This window comes from Modestobacter italicus, assembly GCF_000306785.1.
Lineage (GTDB): Bacteria > Actinomycetota > Actinomycetes > Mycobacteriales > Geodermatophilaceae > Modestobacter > Modestobacter italicus.
The window spans coordinates 1,953,844-1,971,860 of the sequence record NC_017955.1; the positions used below are offsets into that span (position 1 = coordinate 1,953,844).

At 74.4% G+C, this 18,017-nt stretch carries 20 protein-coding genes; 10 read left to right on the forward strand and 10 right to left on the reverse strand.

Annotation, left to right across the window (positions count from 1 at the left end):
* Positions 1–83: 83 nt before the first annotated feature.
* The 5 genes from msrA to MODMU_RS09600 all read right to left on the reverse strand — a co-directional run bounded on the left by msrA (position 84) and on the right by MODMU_RS09600 (position 4,022).
* Positions 84–599, reverse strand: a complete 516-nt coding sequence (gene msrA / locus MODMU_RS09580; RefSeq protein ID WP_041795141.1) for a peptide-methionine (S)-S-oxide reductase MsrA — start codon at positions 597–599, stop codon at positions 84–86.
* Positions 589–1,221, reverse strand: a complete 633-nt coding sequence (locus MODMU_RS09585) for a TetR/AcrR family transcriptional regulator (RefSeq protein ID WP_083869706.1) — start codon at positions 1,219–1,221, stop codon at positions 589–591. The genes msrA and MODMU_RS09585 overlap by 11 nt, the downstream gene beginning before the upstream one ends.
* Complete coding sequence (locus tag MODMU_RS09590) at positions 1,214–2,047, reverse strand: alpha/beta fold hydrolase (RefSeq protein WP_014740027.1); 834 nt, start codon at positions 2,045–2,047, stop codon at positions 1,214–1,216. Before MODMU_RS09590 ends, MODMU_RS09585 begins: the two co-directional genes overlap by 8 nt.
* 108 nt (positions 2,048–2,155) lie before the next feature.
* Positions 2,156–2,917 (reverse strand): type 1 glutamine amidotransferase domain-containing protein, encoded by a 762-nt coding sequence (locus MODMU_RS09595; RefSeq protein WP_014740028.1) that lies wholly within the window; start codon positions 2,915–2,917, stop codon positions 2,156–2,158.
* 79 nt (positions 2,918–2,996) lie between these two features.
* Positions 2,997–4,022, reverse strand: a complete 1,026-nt coding sequence (locus MODMU_RS09600) for a helix-turn-helix transcriptional regulator (RefSeq protein WP_231851827.1) — start codon at positions 4,020–4,022, stop codon at positions 2,997–2,999.
* Positions 4,023–4,259: 237 nt separating this feature from the next.
* Between MODMU_RS09600 and MODMU_RS26900 the strand changes: the two genes are divergently transcribed.
* Together MODMU_RS26900 and MODMU_RS26905 are read left to right on the forward strand one after the other, a co-directional pair.
* On the forward strand, positions 4,260–5,210 hold the full coding sequence (locus tag MODMU_RS26900; RefSeq protein WP_014740030.1) for a LysR family transcriptional regulator: 951 nt from the start codon (positions 4,260–4,262) through the stop codon (positions 5,208–5,210).
* A 133-nt stretch (positions 5,211–5,343) separates the two neighbouring features.
* The gene (locus MODMU_RS26905; RefSeq protein WP_014740031.1) at positions 5,344–6,678 is read left to right on the forward strand and encodes a sensor domain-containing phosphodiesterase; all 1,335 of its coding nucleotides are present in this window, start codon (positions 5,344–5,346) and stop codon (positions 6,676–6,678) included.
* Here MODMU_RS26905 and MODMU_RS09615 read toward each other — a convergent pair.
* Entirely contained in the window at positions 6,662–7,558 is an 897-nt protein-coding gene (locus tag MODMU_RS09615; RefSeq protein WP_014740032.1) for a LysR family transcriptional regulator, read from the reverse strand. The two genes, MODMU_RS26905 and MODMU_RS09615, sit on opposite strands and share 17 nt — an antisense overlap.
* A 173-nt stretch (positions 7,559–7,731) precedes the next feature.
* Here MODMU_RS09615 and MODMU_RS09620 point away from each other — a divergent pair, with 173 nt between their 5' ends.
* Positions 7,732–8,346, forward strand: coding sequence for a TetR/AcrR family transcriptional regulator (locus MODMU_RS09620; protein WP_014740033.1), 615 nt, complete (start codon positions 7,732–7,734; stop codon positions 8,344–8,346).
* A 319-nt stretch (positions 8,347–8,665) separates the two neighbouring features.
* Here the strand turns inward: MODMU_RS09620 and MODMU_RS09625 are convergent, their stop codons facing one another.
* Complete coding sequence (locus tag MODMU_RS09625; RefSeq protein WP_014740035.1) at positions 8,666–9,040, reverse strand: DUF2267 domain-containing protein; 375 nt, start codon at positions 9,038–9,040, stop codon at positions 8,666–8,668.
* A 156-nt stretch (positions 9,041–9,196) separates the two neighbouring features.
* Between MODMU_RS09625 and MODMU_RS09630 the strand changes: the two genes are divergently transcribed.
* The 6 genes from MODMU_RS09630 (at position 9,197) to MODMU_RS09655 (ending at position 13,715) form a co-directional block, all read left to right on the forward strand.
* On the forward strand, positions 9,197–9,436 hold the full coding sequence (locus MODMU_RS09630) for a hypothetical protein (protein WP_014740036.1): 240 nt from the start codon (positions 9,197–9,199) through the stop codon (positions 9,434–9,436).
* A 163-nt stretch (positions 9,437–9,599) separates the two neighbouring features.
* A complete protein-coding gene (locus MODMU_RS09635; RefSeq protein WP_014740037.1) occupies positions 9,600–10,754 on the forward strand; it encodes a glutathione-independent formaldehyde dehydrogenase in 1,155 nt (384 codons plus the stop codon).
* Between the two features lies 1 nt (position 10,755).
* Entirely contained in the window at positions 10,756–11,331 is a 576-nt protein-coding gene (locus MODMU_RS09640) for a type 1 glutamine amidotransferase domain-containing protein (RefSeq protein ID WP_014740038.1), read from the forward strand.
* Positions 11,328–11,816, forward strand: coding sequence for a hypothetical protein (locus MODMU_RS09645; RefSeq protein ID WP_014740039.1), 489 nt, complete (start codon positions 11,328–11,330; stop codon positions 11,814–11,816). The genes MODMU_RS09640 and MODMU_RS09645 overlap by 4 nt, the downstream gene beginning before the upstream one ends.
* Positions 11,813–12,988 carry a zinc-dependent alcohol dehydrogenase gene (locus MODMU_RS09650; RefSeq protein ID WP_041795144.1) on the forward strand — a complete coding sequence of 392 codons (1,176 nt, stop codon included), beginning with the start codon at positions 11,813–11,815 and terminating at the stop codon, positions 12,986–12,988. The genes MODMU_RS09645 and MODMU_RS09650 overlap by 4 nt, the downstream gene beginning before the upstream one ends.
* Complete coding sequence (locus MODMU_RS09655; protein WP_197537402.1) at positions 12,963–13,715, forward strand: DUF1345 domain-containing protein; 753 nt, start codon at positions 12,963–12,965, stop codon at positions 13,713–13,715. Before MODMU_RS09650 ends, MODMU_RS09655 begins: the two co-directional genes overlap by 26 nt.
* Positions 13,716–13,726: 11 nt before the next feature.
* On the opposite strand, the gene MODMU_RS09660 is transcribed toward MODMU_RS09655, so the two are convergent.
* The 3 genes from MODMU_RS09660 to MODMU_RS09670 all read right to left on the reverse strand — a co-directional run bounded on the left by MODMU_RS09660 (position 13,727) and on the right by MODMU_RS09670 (position 16,550).
* Positions 13,727–14,770: a GAF domain-containing protein gene (locus MODMU_RS09660; protein WP_014740042.1), complete on the reverse strand. Its 1,044-nt coding sequence runs from the start codon at positions 14,768–14,770 to the stop codon at positions 13,727–13,729.
* A 117-nt stretch (positions 14,771–14,887) separates the two neighbouring features.
* Positions 14,888–16,240 carry a DUF2254 domain-containing protein gene (locus tag MODMU_RS09665; RefSeq protein WP_014740043.1) on the reverse strand — a complete coding sequence of 451 codons (1,353 nt, stop codon included), beginning with the start codon at positions 16,238–16,240 and terminating at the stop codon, positions 14,888–14,890.
* A gap of 91 nt (positions 16,241–16,331) precedes the next feature.
* Positions 16,332–16,550, reverse strand: a complete 219-nt coding sequence (locus MODMU_RS09670) for a hypothetical protein (protein ID WP_014740044.1) — start codon at positions 16,548–16,550, stop codon at positions 16,332–16,334.
* Between the two features lie 317 nt (positions 16,551–16,867).
* On the opposite strand from MODMU_RS09670, the gene MODMU_RS09675 reads away from it, so the two are divergent.
* Positions 16,868–18,007: a zinc-dependent alcohol dehydrogenase gene (locus MODMU_RS09675; protein ID WP_014740045.1), complete on the forward strand. Its 1,140-nt coding sequence runs from the start codon at positions 16,868–16,870 to the stop codon at positions 18,005–18,007.
* Positions 18,008–18,017: the final 10 nt, after the last annotated feature.

Sequence of the window (18,017 nt, forward strand, 5' to 3'; positions counted from 1 at the left end):
CCCCGCAGGGACGTCCCCCTCCACGTCGTCGCACCGACGGGCGCCCCGGCTGGTTCGTCCGGGGCGCCGATCGGGCCGTCAGGTCACCGGGTGGTCTGCGCCTCGCGCCGCGGGAGCACCCAGTCGGGTCGCACGTAGTGGCAGGTGTAGCCGAAGGGGATCTTCTGCAGGTAGTCCTGGTGCTCCTCCTCGGCCTCCCAGAACGGGCCGGCCGGTGCCACCTCGGTGACGACGTTGCCCGGCCAGATGCCCGAGGCGTCGACGTCGGCGATCGTGTCGAGCGCGACGAGCCGCTGCTCGTCGCTGGTGAAGTAGATCGCCGAGCGGTAGCTGCGGCCCAGGTCGTTGCCCTGCCGGTCCTTCGTCGACGGGTCGTGGATCTGGAAGAAGAACTCCAGCAGTTCCCGGTAGGAGATCACCTCGGGGTCGAAGACGATCTCGACCGCCTCGGCGTGGTCACCGTGGTTGCGGTACGTGGCGTTGGGTGTGTCGCCGCCGGAGTAGCCGACCCGGGTGGCGAGGACCCCCGGGCGCTTGCGCAGCAGCTCCTGGGCGCCCCAGAAGCAGCCGCCGGCGAGGATCGCGGTCTCAGTGGTCACGTGTGCCTCCTTCTTGTCCAGCACGACCGGTGAACACCGCGACCCCGTCCGGTGTTTCCTCCCGGGTGCGCAGGCCGCGGTCGACGAGGTCGACCAGCCACTCGAAGCTCTCCTCGGTGCCGGTGGACCACTGGAAGCCGCCGCCGGCCTCGATGGTGGCGAAGCCGTGGAAGGCGCTGCGCAGCGCGCGCAGGGCGTGGGTCATGTCGGCCGGGTCGATGGCGTAGCCGCGCAGCACGGCGGCGAAGGGCTCCATCGACCGTGCCGCGGCCAGGGCGATCGGGTCGTCCGGGCCGGTGGGCTCGAGGCCGATGGTGGCGGCGTACCGGCCGGGGTGGGCCACGACGAAGTCGCGCAGCGCACGGGCTGCGGCCTGCAGGGCGTCGCGCCCGGCGCGGCCCTGGACGGCCGCGCCGATCGCCGCGCCGGCCTCGTCCATCGCGAGGGCCGCGATCCGGCGGTTGAGGTCGTCCTGGCTGGCGACGTGCTTGTACAGCGAGGGCGTCCGCACCCCGACCCGCTCGGCCAGCTGGCCCATGGTGAGGGCGGGGAAGCCGACCTCGTCGGCGAGGTCCGCGCCGGCCGCGACGACCGCGGCCGTGCCCAGGCCGGCCCTAGGCACGGACGCCGGCCAGGAAGGTCAGCACCGCGGCGGCCACCGCGGCGGGGAACTGGACGTGCGGGTAGTGGCCGGCACCGTCGATCATCTCCAGGCGGCCCAGCCCGGCGGGCAGGTCGGCGACGATGGCCTCACCCTCGGCGCGCGGCGCGGCCCAGTCGGGGTCGGCGCTGCCCTGCAGCACCAGCACCGGGCAGCGGACGTTGCCCAGCTGCTCCCCGGCGTCGACCGGAGTGGTCCTGCCCATCGCCTGCAGGGCCTTCATCCGGCCCGGCTCGGCGAGCATCGTGGTGACCTGGGCCAGCCGGGTGTCCCAGTCGGCCGGCTTGGTCCCGGGGTAGGCGACGTCGAGGTACTTCGCCCACTGCGTGCTGCTGCCGAGCAGGTTCATGCCGAGCAGGTGGCGCATGCCGCGGCGGAAGGAGGCCACCCGCAGGTCGCCGATGCGCAGCGACTGCTTGCGGGTGAACGGCGCGATCTCCACCACCGCGGTGACCAGCTCCGGGGCGGTCGCCGCGGCGATGGTGACCGCCCCGCCCGCGATGGAGTGACCGACCAGCACGGCCGGGCCGCCCAGGTGGCGCACCAGGGCGAGCAGGTCACCGGCGATGTCGGTGCGCGAGTAGGACGGCCACTCGGCGCTGGACTCCCCGCAGCCGCGCAGGTCGACCGCGGCGACGCGGTAGCCGGCGTCGACCAGGACGGGGGTGAGGAAGCGGTAGGCCTGCCGGCTGTCGCCCATGCCGTGCGCCAGCACCACGAGCGGGCCGGCCGCGCCGGTGAGGTCGTAGGCGAGGGTCCCGCCGTCGATGGTCAGGAACTCGGTCATGGCTGCCTCCAGGCATCCGTCGGCAGCAATGGCTTACTGCGTTAGCTCAAAGCTATCACCATTAGCCAGGATGTCAACAGACCGGTGGGCGAGCCGTGCGAGCAGCGACTACCGGAGGAGTCCCAGCCCGCCACGACGCGTCCTCCGGCTCCGCGGGGCCGGGGCACGCAGGGCGCGCTGAACGGCAGCGGTCAGGCCGATGCCCACCAGGGCGGCGGCCGACGGCTTCGGCGACCACCGCAGCGCGGCGATCGCCCAGCCGACGGGTGCGTCACGCTGCCCGTCGGAGGCGCGGGTGGGTGCCGCCGTCACTGGCTCCGGCGACGTCCCGGCGAAGGTGTCGAGCATCCCGGGCACGAAGGCGGCCATGTCCTGGGGCCCTCGGCTCGTGGTCAGGTTCCCGTCCCGGACGAGCTCCTGGTCCAGCCAGGTGGCACCGGCGTTGACCAGGTCGTCGCGGATCCCGGGCCAGGAGGTGAGGGTCCGCCCGTCCACGAGCCCCGCCGAGGCGAGCACCCACGGCCCGTGGCAGAGGGTGGCGATCGGCTTCCCACGGGCGGCGAACGCGCTGACGAACGCCCGGGCCGGGGCCGACTGCCGGAGCAGGTCGGGGTTGATGAACCCGCCGGGGAGCAGCAGGCCGTCGTAGTCGCCGGGATCGGCGTCGTCGACCGTCGCGTCCACGCGGACTCGGCTGGCGGGCATGTGCAGGTTCACCCCGCGGATCCGTCCCCGCCGCAGGGACACGACATCGACCCGGGCACCGGCCGCCTCCAGGGCGCGCACCGGGACGACGAGCTCGACCTTCTCGAACCCGTCGGCCGCCAGGACGGCGATCCTGCGGCCCTTCAGCCGGCGTCTGGTGGGCATGTCGTCCTCCTGTCGTCCGGTGCTGACTGCTCAGCACGAGCGGGGTACCCGCACCTGACCGCCGGACACGAGCCGGTCGTCACGCCGACGCCTCACGCGGCCGCCGTCCGGCGACGGCCACCCGGCGGCGGACCTGGGCGGGGACGTACAGGCCCTCCCGTTCGGCGCGGACCGCCGCGAGGGTCCTGGTCGGGGCCTCGAGCTTGCCGAGGACGTGCTCGAGGTGGGCTGCCACGGTCCGCGGGGCCACCACGAGCGAGCGGGCGATCTCGACGTTGGAGCACCCCTCGACCAGGAGGCCCAGCACCTCCAGCTCCCGCGGGGTCAGCCCGCGCAGGTGGGTCGCCGGCGACAGCAGGGCCACGGCGGTCAGCCCCGGCGGCGAGTCCTCCGGCGCGGACAGGACGGTGACCCGCACGTGCCCGTCGGGTGCGTGCGGACCACCCACCGGCCACAGGAACGACGCGCAGACCTCCCCGTCGCAGATCCGTTCCCGGGCGGCGGCGAGCACGGGTGACCCGGTGGTGAGCAGCTCGTCCGTCGCCAGGCCCGGCAGGGGCTGGCAGCCGCCGTCCGCGCAGAGCACCACCCCGGCCGTGGCCCCTCGGACCAGGTGGGTCGCGGTGAGCAGCGAGCGCATCGGGTCGATGCCGTGCGCGAACACCGGCGCGACCCGCGCGACCCGGCGGCGGAGGGCCGGGGACGGTGGCTGCCGGCTCCCGGTCAGCACCGCGAGATGGCCGACGTGCCGCCCCCCGGGTGCGAACAGGGCGACGCCCAGCCCCTCCCGCAGGCCGGCCGGGATGAGGCACTCGGCCCAGGTCGGGAGGTCCTCGGCCGGGTAGGGCAGGTCCGACGGGCCCAGCGGTGGACGGGCCCGGTCGGTGCCGGTGATCTCGATGTCCCGCGCCACCTGCGGGCCGGCGAGGAACTCCACGGTCGTTGCGTCCAGGTCGGCGGTCACCATGAGGTGGTAGCGGTGGGCCGGCGGATCGGTGAACGCGAGGAAGGCCCCGTCGAACGGGACCACCCGGCGGAGGACCTCGAGCATGGCCCGCCCGCGCTCGAACGTGCTCCCTGCCGAGGCGGCGGCCTCAGCGAGCATCAGCTCACCGTCGCGGTGCGGGCGCATCACTGCCCTCCCAGGTCACCGCGGGAGCGGGCCGGCCCGGCCACGCCCGAACCGGCTGCTCGACCGGCCGTGGGAGGCACCGACAGGACAGTCATACCGTCTGACGCCCACCGTCCGCTCGCGGGACCCGTGACCGAAAACCACTGACCTGTGAGTCCCGGCCTCACGTGCCCGGCAGCCTGGTCCCCGCCACCGGCGGTAGCCTGCCTCGTGGAGCTGCGCCAGCTCAGGTACTTCGTCGCCGTCGCCGAGGAGCGGCGGTTCTCCGCTGCCGCGCGCCGGTTGCACATCGCGGCCCCCTCGCTCTCCCAGCAGATCCGTGCGCTGGAGCGGGACCTGCGGGTGACGCTGTTCGAGCGCACCCCGCGCGGCGCCGAGCTGACGGCGGCCGGGCTCGTCCTGGCCGACCGGGCCCGGGTCATCCTGGCCGAGGTCGACCGGGCACGCCGGGACGTGCAGTCGGCGGGGCCGGGCCACCGCGAGACCGTGACGCTGCGGGTCTGCACCATGGCGGAGCGGGTGCTCGACGGCCCGCTCCGGCACATCGGCTCCGCCGTCCCCGGCGCCGCGGTCACGGTCACGTCCAGCCCCGGGGACGACGCCGTCGAGGCCGTCCGGCAGGGGCGCGCCGATGCCGCGGTCGTCTGGAACCGGCCGCCGGAGCACCGGGACCTCGACGGTCTCGTCCTCGGCTCGGTGCTGCTGGGGATCGTCCTGCCCGCGGGGCACCGGCTCGCCGCCCGCCCCGACGTCCCGGTCGCCGAGCTCGGGAGCGAGTCCACGGTGATGTTCCCGTGGTCCCCCTTCGCCGGTGTGTGGCAGCGCACCGTGGACCACCTGCTGCCGGGCGGGGCGCAGCAGGGGCAGGTCGTCATCGAGCCGGACCTGATCAACAGCCCCGAGGCGATGCTGCGGGCGGTGGCAGCCGGGGGAGGAATCGCGCCGGGGATCCTCGGGGTCGCCGAGCAGATGGACGTCGGCGGCATCGTCGTGCTGCCGCTCGACCCGCCGCTGGTCCTCGACCTGGAGGTCGTCTGGCGCCCGCCGGCCCGGCCCGCCGTCCGGCGCCTGGTCGACCACCTGGTCCGGTCGGTCGACGACCCGGGGGTCCTCGTCACCGCCCCGCGTCGTCCTCCGGGGGCGGTGCGGGTCATGGGGTGAGGCCCACCCACTGACCCATCGCCTCCGTCGATGGCGACCACCGGGAACGTGCGATCAACCCGCGGGCGTGTTGCGTCGACAAACGGGGCGGGTGCTCCCGACCGGGGGAGCACCGTGCGGATCGGAGGGCCCCGTGCGCGACCAGCACCTCACCCGTGGCGGTGTCCTGGGCCTCGCGGTCGGTGCCGCGTGCTCGCTGGTCTACGCCGGGGACCACCTGGGCCTCGTGGGCGGGCACGTGGCGGCGGCTCGCGACGCGGCGCTGATCGCGATCGGCGCCGCGGCGTGGGCGATCGGCCGGTCCGCCCGGTCCGGTGCCGCTCCGGGCGGGCGCTCGACCGCGCGCGACGAGGTCGGCGAGGAGGTCGTCTGGGAGTGCGACGCGACCGGCCGGTTCACGCACGCCAGCCCGCAGTGCCTGGAGCTGCTCGGGTACGCCCCGCAGGAGCGGGGGGCGCTCTCGCTCTTCGACGTCGCGCACCCCGACGAGCACGCGCTGCTGGCCGACCTGCTGGCCAGCGGCTCCGGCTGGCGGCGCCGTCCGTTCCGCTGCGTCACCCGGGACGGGACGCCGGTGTGGCTGCGCAGCACGGCTGTGCCGCAGGTCGACGGCCTGGGGCGGTTCAGCGGGCTGCTCGGCGCGTCCCACCGGGACTGGGACGGCCCACCTCCCGAGACCACCGCGACGTCCGCCGCGGTGCTCCAGGTGCTCGCCGGCGACGCGGTGCGGACGGCGTTCCAGCCGATCGTCTCGCTGGTCGACGGACGCCTGCTCGGGGCCGAGGCGCTGGCCCGGTTCACCGTGCCCGACGACGAGCGCACCACCCAGGACTGGTTCGCCGACGCGGCGCGGGCCGGGCTGGGGATCGACCTGGAGGTGCACGCCGTCCGGCGCGCCCTGCGGGCGGCCACGGCGCTGCCCGAGGACGCGTACGTGGCCGTGAACCTCTCCCCGGAGACGCTGCTGTGGCCCGGTCTCCCCGACGTGCTGCGGGAGGCACCCGTCCCGCTCGCCCGGATCGTCGTGGAGCTCACCGAGCACTCCGCCGTGGAGGACTACGACGGGCTCGCCGCTGTCCTGCAGCCGCTGCGGGACAGCGGGCTGCGCCTCGCGGTGGACGACGCCGGCGCCGGCTACGCGACGTTCCGGCACATCCTCCGGCTCGCCCCGGACGTCATCAAGCTCGACAGCAGCCTGATCAGCGGCATCGACGGCGACCCGGCCCGGCAGGCCCTCGCGGGGGCCGTCGTGGCGTTCGCCCGTGAGGTGCGCGGCGTCGTCGTGGCCGAGGGGATCGAGCGGCCCGCGGAGCTGGCGGTCGTGCTGGGCCTCGGGGTCGATGCCGGGCAGGGGTACCTCCTCGACCCACCGAGCACCGACGAGCGCGACTGGCGCCGGTGGCGCGACTGGGACGGTCCGGCGCGGCTGCGGCGGGGTGCTGCGGGGTTGCTCAGCGCACGCTCGTGACCGGCCGGCACTGGTCGAGGTAGGCGGCGAGGAAGGCGCGACCCGCGGCGCCGCGGAGGGTGTCGTCCCGGGTGATCACCCCGAGCTCCCACTGCGGGGCGCCGGCGAGCCTGGCCGTCGCCACCCCGCGGAACACGTCGCGGTCGATGCAGGCGTCGGGCCCGTAGGAGACGCCCATGCCGCGCTGGACCATGCTCAGCAACGACAGCCAGTCGTTGATCTCGAGGCGGACCCGGCGCTGCTGCTCCTCCTGCAGCCAGGTGTCGAACAGGGCCCGCGTCCACCAGCCGCGGGCCAGGTCGATGACCGGTTCCGCCAGGACGTCCGCCGGGGTCAGCTCCCGCACCCCGGCGAGCCGGTGGCCGGCGGGGCACACGAGCGTCAGCGGGGTGCTGACCAGCGGGGTGAAGCGGAGAGCGGGCCCGATGCGCGGCGTCCGTGGCCCGATGGCGAAGTCCACCTGGCCGTCGGCCACGAGGTCCACCACCCCCGCCGCGCCGACGGGGAGGACGTGCACGTCGACGCCCGGGTGCTCCGACTGGAACCGGCGGATGGTCTCCACGACGTCGACGACGCGGGGGACGGCCATGGCGGCGATGCGGACCGAGCCGCGCAGCAGGCCCCGGACCTCGGCGACGGCGTCGCGGGCACGTCCGGTGTCGGCGAGGGCGGCGCGCGCGGGTTCGAGGAGGGCCCGTCCGGCGTCGGTCAGGTCGGTGCCCCGGCGGCCGCGGATGAAGAGCTCGGTGCCGAGCTCGCGCTCCAGGGACAGCAGCGACGCCGAGAGGCTCGACTGGACCATGTACAGGCGGGCCGCCGCGGCGGTGAACGACCCCTCCTCGACGACGGCCAGGAAGTACTCGAGCTGCCTCAGCTCCACGGCAGCCCGACCCGGTGGCAGGGGCAGGTCCTCGGCAGCGTCCTCATCCGTCCTCATCGACGTCCGGTGGCGCCCGGGGGAGGTGTCCGGCAGGCGTGGGGCACGGCGGACGGTAGGCAACCGGAACGGAACTGGCGGGTTCCGTGTCCGACCCCCGGACCTACAGTCGGGTCATGGCGTCACCCGTGCGCGGCCGGGCGGGCGGGCCCGGCCGCCGCCCGCTGGACCGCGCCAAGGACCAGGCGATCACCGCGGCCGTCGTCGACGTGCTCGCCCGGCTGGGCCACAGCGGCTTCACCATGGACGAGGTGGCCCTCGCCGCAGGCGTGGGCAAGGCCGCCATCTACCGGCGGTGGTCCAGCAAGACCGACCTGCTGGTGAGCTACACCGAGGGGTCCATCGAGGGCACCCTGGACCTGGCGGACACCGGTTCACTGCGGACCGACCTGGTCGCGCTGCTCGGCTCGGCCGCCGCCCACTTCAACGGTCCGGCCGGGCGCGCCAACCGGGCCCTGCTCAGCGCGGTGCACGACGACCCGGTGCTGGCGGCGGCCTACCACGCCGGACCGGTGGCCCAGTGGGGCGACGCCTTCCGGCAGGTCTTCGACCGGGCGGTGCGGCGCGGCGAGATCTGCCCGGATGCCGCGTCGTCCGTCGCCGGCGAGGCCGGCGCGGCGATCCTCGTCCAGCGGTGGCTGCTGCACGGCGCGCACATCGACGAGGCCCTCGTCGCCGACGTGGTGGACGACGTGGTGCTGCCGCTCCTCCGGGACCGCGGTCACCCCTGACGACCGCCGCGCGGCCGGGTGCGGGACCTACCGCACGGACCGGCGCACGGGACGCCGTCGTCCGAACATCGCGGAGATGAGGTCCGGGGGCAGCCGGCAGCCCCGGGGGCAGTCGAACTGGACGGGATCACCGTCGAGCCAGCCGAGGGCGGCCGGCCGCCCGCAGCCGGGACAGGTCTCCCACGTCACGTGTGCACCCACCGAACCCCCTCCCGGTGTCCGGTACCAGGCTCGGGCAGCTCGGGCTCCCCGACCATCACGCGGTCCCGCTGGTCGGCATCGACCGCGCCGATGGCACGCCCCCGGCCGCCCGCTCCGGCTACCGTGCGGACCCGATCAGCTCCGCGTACTCCCGGCCCAGCTGGGCGAGCACGTCGTCGAACTCGCCCGGCTCGACGGCGTCCTGCGTCGTGGCCAGGACGGCGACCATGCCCTGCCGGGCGTCGGCCTCCTCGGTCTTCGCCTGGCGGGCGACCCGCTGCGCGAACTCCGCCGGGCCGAAGGGTTCCGCCTCCGGCGTCGGCGGGATGAGGTCGGCCTGCAGCTCTCCGGGCAGCTGCGCCCTGAGGTCGTGGGCCTCCCCACCGGTGAGCCGCTCGGCCAGCACCCGCAGCGTGGCGTGGGTGAGCGTGTCGGCCTCCTCGCGGGGCACCCCGCGGGCCCCGACCGAGGTGATGAACTCGTCGTACTGCACGGTCCCCTCCTTCTGTGCGCCGGTCCGGTCCGACGCTGCCGCAGCCGGCGCGACGGCGTCCATCCGGAGACCTGCCGATGTCGGCGGCACGTCCGCCGGAGGACCATCGGCCCCCGGTGCCGCGCACCGGTGGTGCCCGGACGTGAGGAGGACGTCATGCGGGTGGAGGACCTCAGCGGGGACGACGCCACGGTGTACCGGGCCGTGGCCGAGCTGGAGGACGACGCCGCCGCGCCGCACCTGCAGGACCTCGCCCGCCGCACCGGCCTGGACCTGGAGCGCACCCGGTCCGCCGTGCACCGGCTGCTGCACACCGAGCCGAAGGTGCTGCACGAGGTGCCTGACACCGGCGCGACCGACCTGGGACCCGTCTACGAGCTGGCGCCGCGCACCTGACGGTCCTGTTCCCACGACGAGGGCTGGTCCCGGCACCTGCCTGCACCGTCCGCCCACGTCGTATCGGCATGTCTGCCGATACCGGCGTCCGCGCCCCGCGGGTGCAATCAGGCTCCCAGCCCGAGCACGGGCCGTGGGGCAGACCCGTGACCAGGGAGGCAGCATGAAGGCAGTCGTGTACGAGGGGCCGCGCCAGGTCAGCGTCAAGGACGTACCGGACGCACGGATCGAGCGGCCGACCGACGTGCTGGTGCGGATCACCTCGGCGAACATCTGCGGCTCGGACCTGCACATGTACGAGGGCCGGACCGACTTCGAGCCCGGCCGCTGGTTCGGGCACGAGAACCTGGGCCAGGTGATCGAGGTCGGGGACGGGGTCGACAAGGTGCAGGTGGGGGAGTACGTCGTCCTGCCGTTCAACATCGCCTGCGGGCACTGCAAGAACTGCGAGCAGCAGCTCACGAACTACTGCCTGACCGCGCAGCCGAAGAAGGAGTGGGCCGGCGCCGCGTACGGCTTCGCCGACATGGGTCCGTACGGCGGGGGCCAGGCCGAGCTGCTGCGCGTGCCCTGGGGTGACTTCAACTGCCTGCGGCTGGGTGAGGACGCCGAGCAGCGCCAGACCGACTACGTGATGCTCGCCGACATCTTCCCGACCGGCTACCACGCCACCGAGCTGGCCGGCGTCAAGCCGGGCGACCAGACGGTCATCTACGGCGCCGGTCCGGTGGGGCTGATGGCCGCGCTGTCGGCGACCATCCGCGGGGCCAGCAAGGTGATGGTCGTCGACCGGCACCCCGACCGGCTGCGGCTGGCCGAGTCGATCGGCGCGATCGCGATCGACGACTCGAAGGTCGACCCGGTGCAGGCCGTCCTCGACCAGACGATGGGGCTCGGCGCGGACAACGGCTGCGAGTGCGTCGGCTACCAGGCGCACGAGCCCGACGGGCAGGAGCAGGCCAACCTGACGATGAACCGGCTGGTCGCCTCGGTGCGCTTCACCGGGAAGATCGGCAACGTCGGCGTCTTCGTGCCCCAGGACCCCGGGGCCAGCGACGAGCTGGCGAAGCAGGGCAAGCTCGCCTTCGACTACGGCATGTTCTGGTTCAAGGGCCAGCACATCGGCAGCGGCCAGGCCCCGGTCAAGAAGTACAACCGGCAGCTGCGCGACCTCATCGCCGCGGGCAAGGCCGAGCCGTCGTTCATCGTGAGCCACGAGCTGCCCCTCGAGCGGGCGCCGGAGGCCTACGAGCACTTCGACAAGCGGGACGAGGGCTGGACCAAGGTCGTCCTCCACCCGGCGATGGCGGGGAGCTGACATGGCCGGCGAACTGAACGGACGGCGGGTCGCGATCCTCGCGGCCGACGGCGTGGAGCGGGTGGAGCTGGAGCAGCCGCGCCGGGCGCTGGACGACGCCGGCGCCCGCACCGATGTCGTGTCGATCACGAGCGGGGAGATCCAGGCCCGCGACCACGACCTCGAGGACGCCGGCACCTTCGGGGTGGACCGGCTCGTCGGGGCGGCATCGGTCGACGACTACGACGCGCTGCTCCTGCCCGGCGGCACGGTCAACCCGGACAAGCTGCGGATGGAGCCGGCCGCCGTGGCGTTCGTCCGGGACTTCGTGCAGTCGGGGAAACCGGTCGCGTCGATCTGCCACGGCCCCTGGAACTTCGTCGAGGCCGACGTCGCCCGCGGCCGCCGGCTGACGTCGTGGCCGAGCGTGCGCACCGACCTGCGCAACGCCGGGGCGGAGGTGGTCGACGAGGAGGTCGTCACCGACGGCAACATCACCACCAGCCGGTCACCCGAGGACCTGCCGGCCTTCTGCGCGCGGATCGTGCAGGAGTTCGCCCGCACCCCGCAGACCGCCGGCGTGGGCGGTGGCTCGTGACCAGCGCGCTGGGGAGCGTGGCCTCGCTGGCCGCCCGGGCGGGCGGCACGGTCGTCCGCCAGGTCCGCTCGGTCTTCGAGCACGGGAACGGCGCAGGTCCGGTGAAGGCCCCGGCGTCCGGCTGGCTGGTGGTGAGCGTCTACCGCGAGCCGACGGAGATCGACCCCCGCTCGCTGCCGGCGCCGCTGGCCGCGTACGGCGACCGCATCGAGACACGGGTCCGTCCGGCGCCGGGCGGCAAGGGCACCGAGCTGGCCGCGCGGCTGGTCCAGCGCTCCTCGGGGAGCGCATCCGCCCCGGCGCGGCTGACCGGCAGCGATCCGCAGGCCGACCTGCGGTCCGCGCTGCGCGAGGCCAAGCAGCTGATCGAGGTGGGCGAGGTGCTGGCGGTCGACCCGGCCCCGCACGGCAAGCGGAACGCCACGCCGGCCGGCGCGGCGCTGGAGGCGGCCACGAAGCGGGCGCCCGAGGGGGGAGTGCTGTGAAGGCGGTGACCTGGCGGGGCGTCAACGAGGTCGGGGTGGAGGACGTCCCGGAGCCGAAGATCCTCAACGACCACGACATCATCCTCGAGGTCGGCCTGTCGGTGACCTGCGGCTCGGACCTGCACCTGCTCGGCGGCTACATCCCCGCGATGCGCGCCGGTGACGTGCTCGGCCACGAGTTCATGGGCAGGGTGGCCGAGGTCGGCAAGAACGTCACGAAGCACCGGGTGGGCGACCGGGTCGTGGTGGTCTCCTTCACCAGCTGCGGGCAGTGCTGGTACTGCAAGAACGAGCTGTACTCCCTGTGCGACAACGGCAACCCCAACCCGGGGATCACCGAGGCGCTGTGGGGTCAGGGGATCGGCGGTTGCTACGGGTACTCCCACGCGCTGGGCGGCTACGCCGGCAGCCACGCCCCCTACATGCGCGTGCCCTACGCCGACCAGGGGGCGTTCACCATCCCCGACGGCGTCTCCGACGAGCGTGCGCTGTTCGCCTCCGACGCGGCTCCCACCGGCTGGACCGGGGCGCACCAGGCGGAGGTGAAGGCCGGTGACGTCGTCGCGGTGTGGGGCGCCGGCGGTGTCGGGCAGATGGCCGCGCGCAAGGCGATGCTCATGGGCGCCGAGCGGGTCGTCGTCATCGACCGGTACGACAACCGGCTGCAGCAGGTGCGGCAGCACATCGGGGCGGAGACCCTGGACTACGAGGAGGTGGACGTCCCCGCCGAGCTGCGGGAGATGTCCGGCGGGCGCGGACCGGACGTGTGCATCGAGGCGGTGGGCATGGAGGCGCACAGCTCCGGCCCGCAGTACCTCTACGACCAGGTCAAGCAGCAGCTGCGGCTGCAGTCGGACCGGCCGACCGCCCTCCGGGAGGCCATCTACGCCTGCCGCAAGGGCGGCACGGTGTTCGCCCTCGGGGTGTTCGGCGGCCTGATCGACAAGTTCCCGATGGGGGCGGTGATGAACAAGGCGCTCACCCTGCGCGGCGCCCAGCAGCACGGGCACCGCTACGTCCCGGAGATCCTCGACCTGATGAGCCGGGACGAGGTGCGCACCGAGCACCTCGCCACCCACGTCATGCCGCTCGACGACGGGCCCAAGGGCTACCGGATGTTCAAGGAGAAGGAGGACGGGTGCGTGCGTGCCGTGTTCCGTCCCGGCACGTGAGGCACCGACGGCGCCGGGCCGGCCCGGCGCCGTGGCGCTGCGGGGCTCCCGGGTGAGCGTGGCCCCGGCCGGGACGGCGGTGGAGGCGGGCCGGCGCCCGACGATCCTGTCGTGGCGCCGCCTGCTCGTCTGCCTGGTCGGCGGCGTCCTCGCGGCCGGGGTGCCCGTCGTCGCCGGTGTCCCCGAGGTCTCGGTGCTCGTCGGCTGGACGGTCGCGGCCGGCGGCCTGCTGACCTGGGTGTGGCGGATCAGCTGGCCGCGCGACTGGGAGGCGACCAAGCGGCTGGCCGAGGAGGAGGGGCGGACCCACGTCACGGATGCAGCCGTGCTGGGCGCGGCGGTGGTCAGCCTGGCCGCCGTCGCCGAGGCGCTCGTCCGGTCCAGCGCGCAGGACGCCGTCGGCGTCGCCACCGTGGTGCTCGGCGTCCTGGTGGTGATCCTGTCGTGGGCGCTGGTCAACACGGTGTTCGCCCTCAAGTACGCCCGCCGGTACTACTCGGGGGGCGACGGTGGGATCGACTTCGGCCAGGAGGAACCGCCCGCCTACAGCGACTTCGCCTACGTCGCGTTCACCGTCGGGATGAGCTTCGCGGTGCCGGACACCCAGCTCGTGGACACCTCGATCCGCAAGGTCGCCCTCGGGCACGCGCTGCTGTCCTTCCTGTTCGGGACCGTGGTCATCGCGGTGGCCGTCAACCTCGTCACCAACCTGGGGCAGCAGGGGTAGGCGCCCGGGCGCTACCGGCGCCCGGTCCGTGCCGGGCAGCTCAGCGCCGGGGGGATGCGCAGCCCGGTGCGCAGCGCCCGCGTGGCGGCGGCGGTGACACCGGGGGCGTCGAGGGCGACCTCGGCCCGGCGGAGGGCCTCGGTCGTGGTGTGCCGCTCGAGTCCGAGGGCCGCGGCGAGCGCGGCGACCTCCGTGGTGCCCGCCGCCAGGTGCCCCAGCAGCCGGAGGTCGAGCGGGGTGAGACCGCGCAGGTCCCCGGGGGCGGACAGCAGCACGGCGGCCGACAGGTGGTCGAGCTCGGGCAGGGCGCAGTCCAGTGCGGTGACCCGGGCCAGCCCTCCTCCGTCCGGGTCGGCCACCGGCGCGAGGAAGGCGGTGGAGCGGCCACCGGCGGACAGCTCGTGGCCGGCCACCGCCAGGACCGGTGAGCCGGCGGCCAGCAGGCGGTCGTCCGGCAGCCCGGGCAGGGGGACGGTGTCCCCGCCGCGGGTGAGCACCACGCCCGCCGTGGCGGTCCCGACGAGCCCGGCGATCGTGGCGATCTCCCGCGTCCGGTCCAGGTCGTCGGCGATGACCCCGGTGACGGCGGCGAGGACCCGCCGGTCGGCCGGGCTGGGCCGCGTGGGGTCCTCGGTGAGGAGGCTCAGGAACCCCACGTGCCGGCCGGTCGAGGCGAACAGCGGGGCGGCGACGCCGCCGCGGAACCCGGCCGGCAGCAGGTGCTCGCCCCAGGCGCGGACCTCGGGGAGGGGCACCGGCAGCTCACTGGCCAGCACCGGGCACCGGGCCCGGTCGAGCCCGAGGTGCTCGACCTCGGCGTCCGCCCCCGGGGAGGCGAAGTAGCGGCGCAGCGGCCCGGCCGGACCCGTGGTGGCCAGCGGGACGTGCCGGCGCCGCTCGGGGTCGCGGACCGCGAGCCACCCCGAGTCGAAGGGCAGGACCCGGCCCAGCGCCTCGAGGACCGCCTCGGCGCGCTGGTCCAGGCCCGCCGTCGTCGTGCCGACGTCGACCAGCTCCTCCTGCAGGCGCACCAGCGCCTCGTCGCCGTCCTCCATCGCGCCTCCCGGATCCGCGCGTTGACCCTCCTCATCGTGCCGACGTCGAGGTACCGGCCCATCGGCAGCCCGACCGATCTCGCGGGTGCGCCGGGCCGGGGCCGGTGCGCCGGCCCGTCACCCCGGGACGCGCGCGCCGAGCCGGACCCCTGCGCTCGTGCCCAGCCGCACGGCGGTGGTGACGTCGGCTCCGGACCCGATGCCCTCGGCATCGGGCGTCAGTGCGGCGGTGACGTCCTCCTCGTCGTCGTACGCCCGGTGGACGGCGGCGGTCAGCAGCCGGAGCTGGCGGTCGAGCGGCGCCTGCCGGTCGGGCGGGGCGACGCCCTTGAGGTCGTGCAGGGCCGCGCACAGCCGGCGGGTCACCTGCGGCGAGGTCGTGCCGGCCAGCCGGATCTCGTCGAAGGCGAGCCGCACGTAGCCCTCCCAGGACAGCGTCCGCTCGACCAGCCGCACCACGCCGTCGGGGTCCCGGTGCTCGCCCGGGGGCAGGGGGCGCACGGCGAGCTGGCGGAGCAGGTCGTGCAGCCGGTGCAGCGACTGCAGGGTCGTCGTCGGGTCGTCGAACGGCTGGGCGATGGACCGTTCCGCGATGTCGACCAGCTTCCGCAGGCCGTAGGAGGGGTCCTCCGCGTGCACGCGCTCGGGCCCCACGAGGACCAGCCGCGCGATGTCCTCGGCCCGCAACAGCGACACCGGGCCGGCGACGTCCTGCGCCTGCCCGGGCCCGGGGTGCACGCGGAACAGCGGCGCCCCACCGGGCACGAAGTCGCCGACGACGGGGACCAGTTCGAGGACGCAGTCGGCGCGGCGCGCGGCGGCGACCAGCCCGGCACGGTCGACCCGGACGATGTTCCCCGGCTCGCGCGCGGGGACCACGTTCCCGTCGGCGTCCGGGCCGGTCGCCGGTCCGGGCGATGCGGAGGAGGACGACGTGATGAGGTCGCGGGTCCGGTCGCCGACCAGGTCGATCAGACCGCTGGCTCGCATGGTCTGCCCGGAGTGGTGCACGAAGAGGACCAGCGTCACCAGGCTGGCGGCCATCAGCAGGTGGCTCAGCAGCATCGAGACGCCGGGGACGGTGCCGGTGTCCGAGCCCCGGATCTCCCGGAGGGTGAGCACGGCGACGACGAACGTCGCCCCGAACAGGCCGATCGCCAGCTGGCTGAACCGGTCGGAGAGCAGCGCGCCCACGATCCGCGGGGAGAACTGCCCCATCGCCAGCTGCACCACCACCAGCGTCACGGTCAGCACGAGGCTGGTCAGCGAGGCCATCGCGGTGGCGAACACCGACAGGGTCGTCTGCGCGTCGCTGGGCGTCCCCGTCACGCTCAGCGGTACCAGGGTGTAGCCCGAGCGGCGGTCGAGCCAGAGCGTGCACAGGACGACCAGCACGCCGGCCAGGACGCACAGCAGGGGGACCAGCCAGAGGCTGCTCCGCACGGCGTGCACGAAGCGGGTCAGGGGCATCGGGGTTCCTCCTGGGCTGAGGCCGGCGGGTCGTGCGCCGGCTGCGGGAGGCGCGTGAGCGGGACGTCGAGCCCGGGGCTCGCCCTCGCGGTCAGACCAGCCCCTCGTTGTGGGGCTCGATGCTCGCCGAGGGGTCCACGCCCTCGTCGGCGTCGGGCTGGACGGGGCCCTCGCCCGGTTCCGAACCCGACCCCGCAGCGGTGTTGCGGGACGACCGTTCCGGGTCGGTGACGTCCGTGGTCGTCGGCGCCTGACCGATGCGCTCGGCGGCCTCCCCGGTCCCGGTCTCCTCCAGCTCTGACTCGCTCACGACTCCTCCATCCGGCTCGTCCGGTGCCTGTGCTCCCGACACGGCTGCGCGGGCCGGACGCGTCCTGCCCCGTCCGGTTCCCCCAACCTGGCCGACGCCGCCAGCGCGGACCATCGGCAGACCTGCCGATGTGCGAGCGCGGGCGCCCCGCCGCGGCCCGGACGGGGGGCACCTCGAGGATCGGCAGATCTGCCGATGTGCACGGGAGCTCGGCCGGTGCAGGGTGAGAGGCCCGGTGAGCAGCCGCCGGCCGGGCGCTCCGCGGTGCACTCCTGCCACCCGGGGCCCGCGCCCCAGGAGGCGATCCCGTGCGAGCGATGGTGTACCGGGGGCCCTACAAGGTCAGGGTCGAGGAGAAGGAACGGCCGGCGATCGAGCACCCCAACGACGCGATCGTGAAGGTGCAGCTGGCCGCGATCTGCGGCTCCGACCTGCACCTCTACCACGGGATGATGCCGGACACCCGGATCGGGCACACCTTCGGCCACGAGTTCATCGGGGTGGTCGACGAGGTCGGGTCCTCGGTGCGCAACCTGGCCGTCGGCGACCGGGTGATGGTGCCGTTCAACATCTTCTGCGGCACCTGCTGGTACTGCGCCCGGGGGCTCTACTCCAACTGCCACAACGTCAACCCCAACGCCACGGCGGTGGGCGGCATCTACGGCTACTCGCACACCACCGGCGGCTACGACGGCGGGCAGGCGGAGTACGTGCGGGTGCCCTTCGCCGACGTCGGCCCCGCCAAGATCCCGGACTGGATGGCCGACGAGGACGCGGTGCTGCTCACCGACATGACGGCGACCGGCTACTTCGGGGCGCAGCTGGGCGACATCGTCCAGGGCGACGTCGTCGTCGTCTTCGGCGCCGGGCCCGTCGGGCTGGTGGCGGCGCGGTCGGCCTGGCTGATGGGGGCCGGCCGGGTCATCGTCATCGACCACCTGGACCACCGGCTGGAGAAGGCGCGCACGTTCGCCCAGGCCGAGACGTACAACTTCACCGAGTACGCCGACATCGTGCTCGAGATGAAGAAGACCACCGACTTCCTCGGCGCCGACGTGGCCATCGAGTGCGTGGGCGCCGAGGCCGACGGCGACTTCCTCCAGCACGTCACCTCCGCCAAGCTCAAGCTGCAGGGCGGCTCGCCGGTCGCGCTGAACTGGGCGATCGACTCGGTCCGCAAGGGCGCGACGATCTCGGTGATGGGCGCCTACGGCCCGTTGTTCAGCGCCGTCAAGTTCGGCGACGCGATGAACAAGGGGCTGACGATCCACACCAACCAGTGCCCGGTCAAGCGGCAGTGGCCCCGGCTGTTCGAGCACGTGCGCAACGGCCACCTCCGGCCCAGCGAGCTGGCCACCCACCGCGTCCCGCTGGAGCACATCGCCGAGGGCTACCACATGTTCTCGGCCAAGCTCGACGGCATCATCAAGCCCCTCGTCGTCCCGACCGCGGCGTGAGCACCAGGGA

What these genes read in the sequence shown, in the direction of transcription:
- MODMU_RS09590 (WP_014740027.1), bottom strand. Translation starts at nt 2,047, where the DNA reads ATGACCGAGTTCCTGACCATCGACGGCGGGACCCTCGCCTACGACCTC.
- MODMU_RS09595 (WP_014740028.1), bottom strand. Translation starts at nt 2,917, where the DNA reads ATGCCCACCAGACGCCGGCTGAAGGGCCGCAGGATCGCCGTCCTGGCG.
- MODMU_RS09600 (WP_231851827.1), bottom strand. Translation starts at nt 4,022, where the DNA reads ATGCTCGCTGAGGCCGCCGCCTCGGCAGGGAGCACGTTCGAGCGCGGG.
- MODMU_RS09620 (WP_014740033.1), top strand. Translation starts at nt 7,732, where the DNA reads ATGGCGTCACCCGTGCGCGGCCGGGCGGGCGGGCCCGGCCGCCGCCCG.
- MODMU_RS09630 (WP_014740036.1), top strand. Translation starts at nt 9,197, where the DNA reads ATGCGGGTGGAGGACCTCAGCGGGGACGACGCCACGGTGTACCGGGCC.
- MODMU_RS09635 (WP_014740037.1), top strand. Translation starts at nt 9,600, where the DNA reads ATGAAGGCAGTCGTGTACGAGGGGCCGCGCCAGGTCAGCGTCAAGGAC.
- MODMU_RS09640 (WP_014740038.1), top strand. Translation starts at nt 10,756, where the DNA reads ATGGCCGGCGAACTGAACGGACGGCGGGTCGCGATCCTCGCGGCCGAC.
- MODMU_RS09660 (WP_014740042.1), bottom strand. Translation starts at nt 14,770, where the DNA reads ATGGAGGACGGCGACGAGGCGCTGGTGCGCCTGCAGGAGGAGCTGGTC.
- MODMU_RS09665 (WP_014740043.1), bottom strand. Translation starts at nt 16,240, where the DNA reads ATGCCCCTGACCCGCTTCGTGCACGCCGTGCGGAGCAGCCTCTGGCTG.
- MODMU_RS09675 (WP_014740045.1), top strand. Translation starts at nt 16,868, where the DNA reads ATGGTGTACCGGGGGCCCTACAAGGTCAGGGTCGAGGAGAAGGAACGG.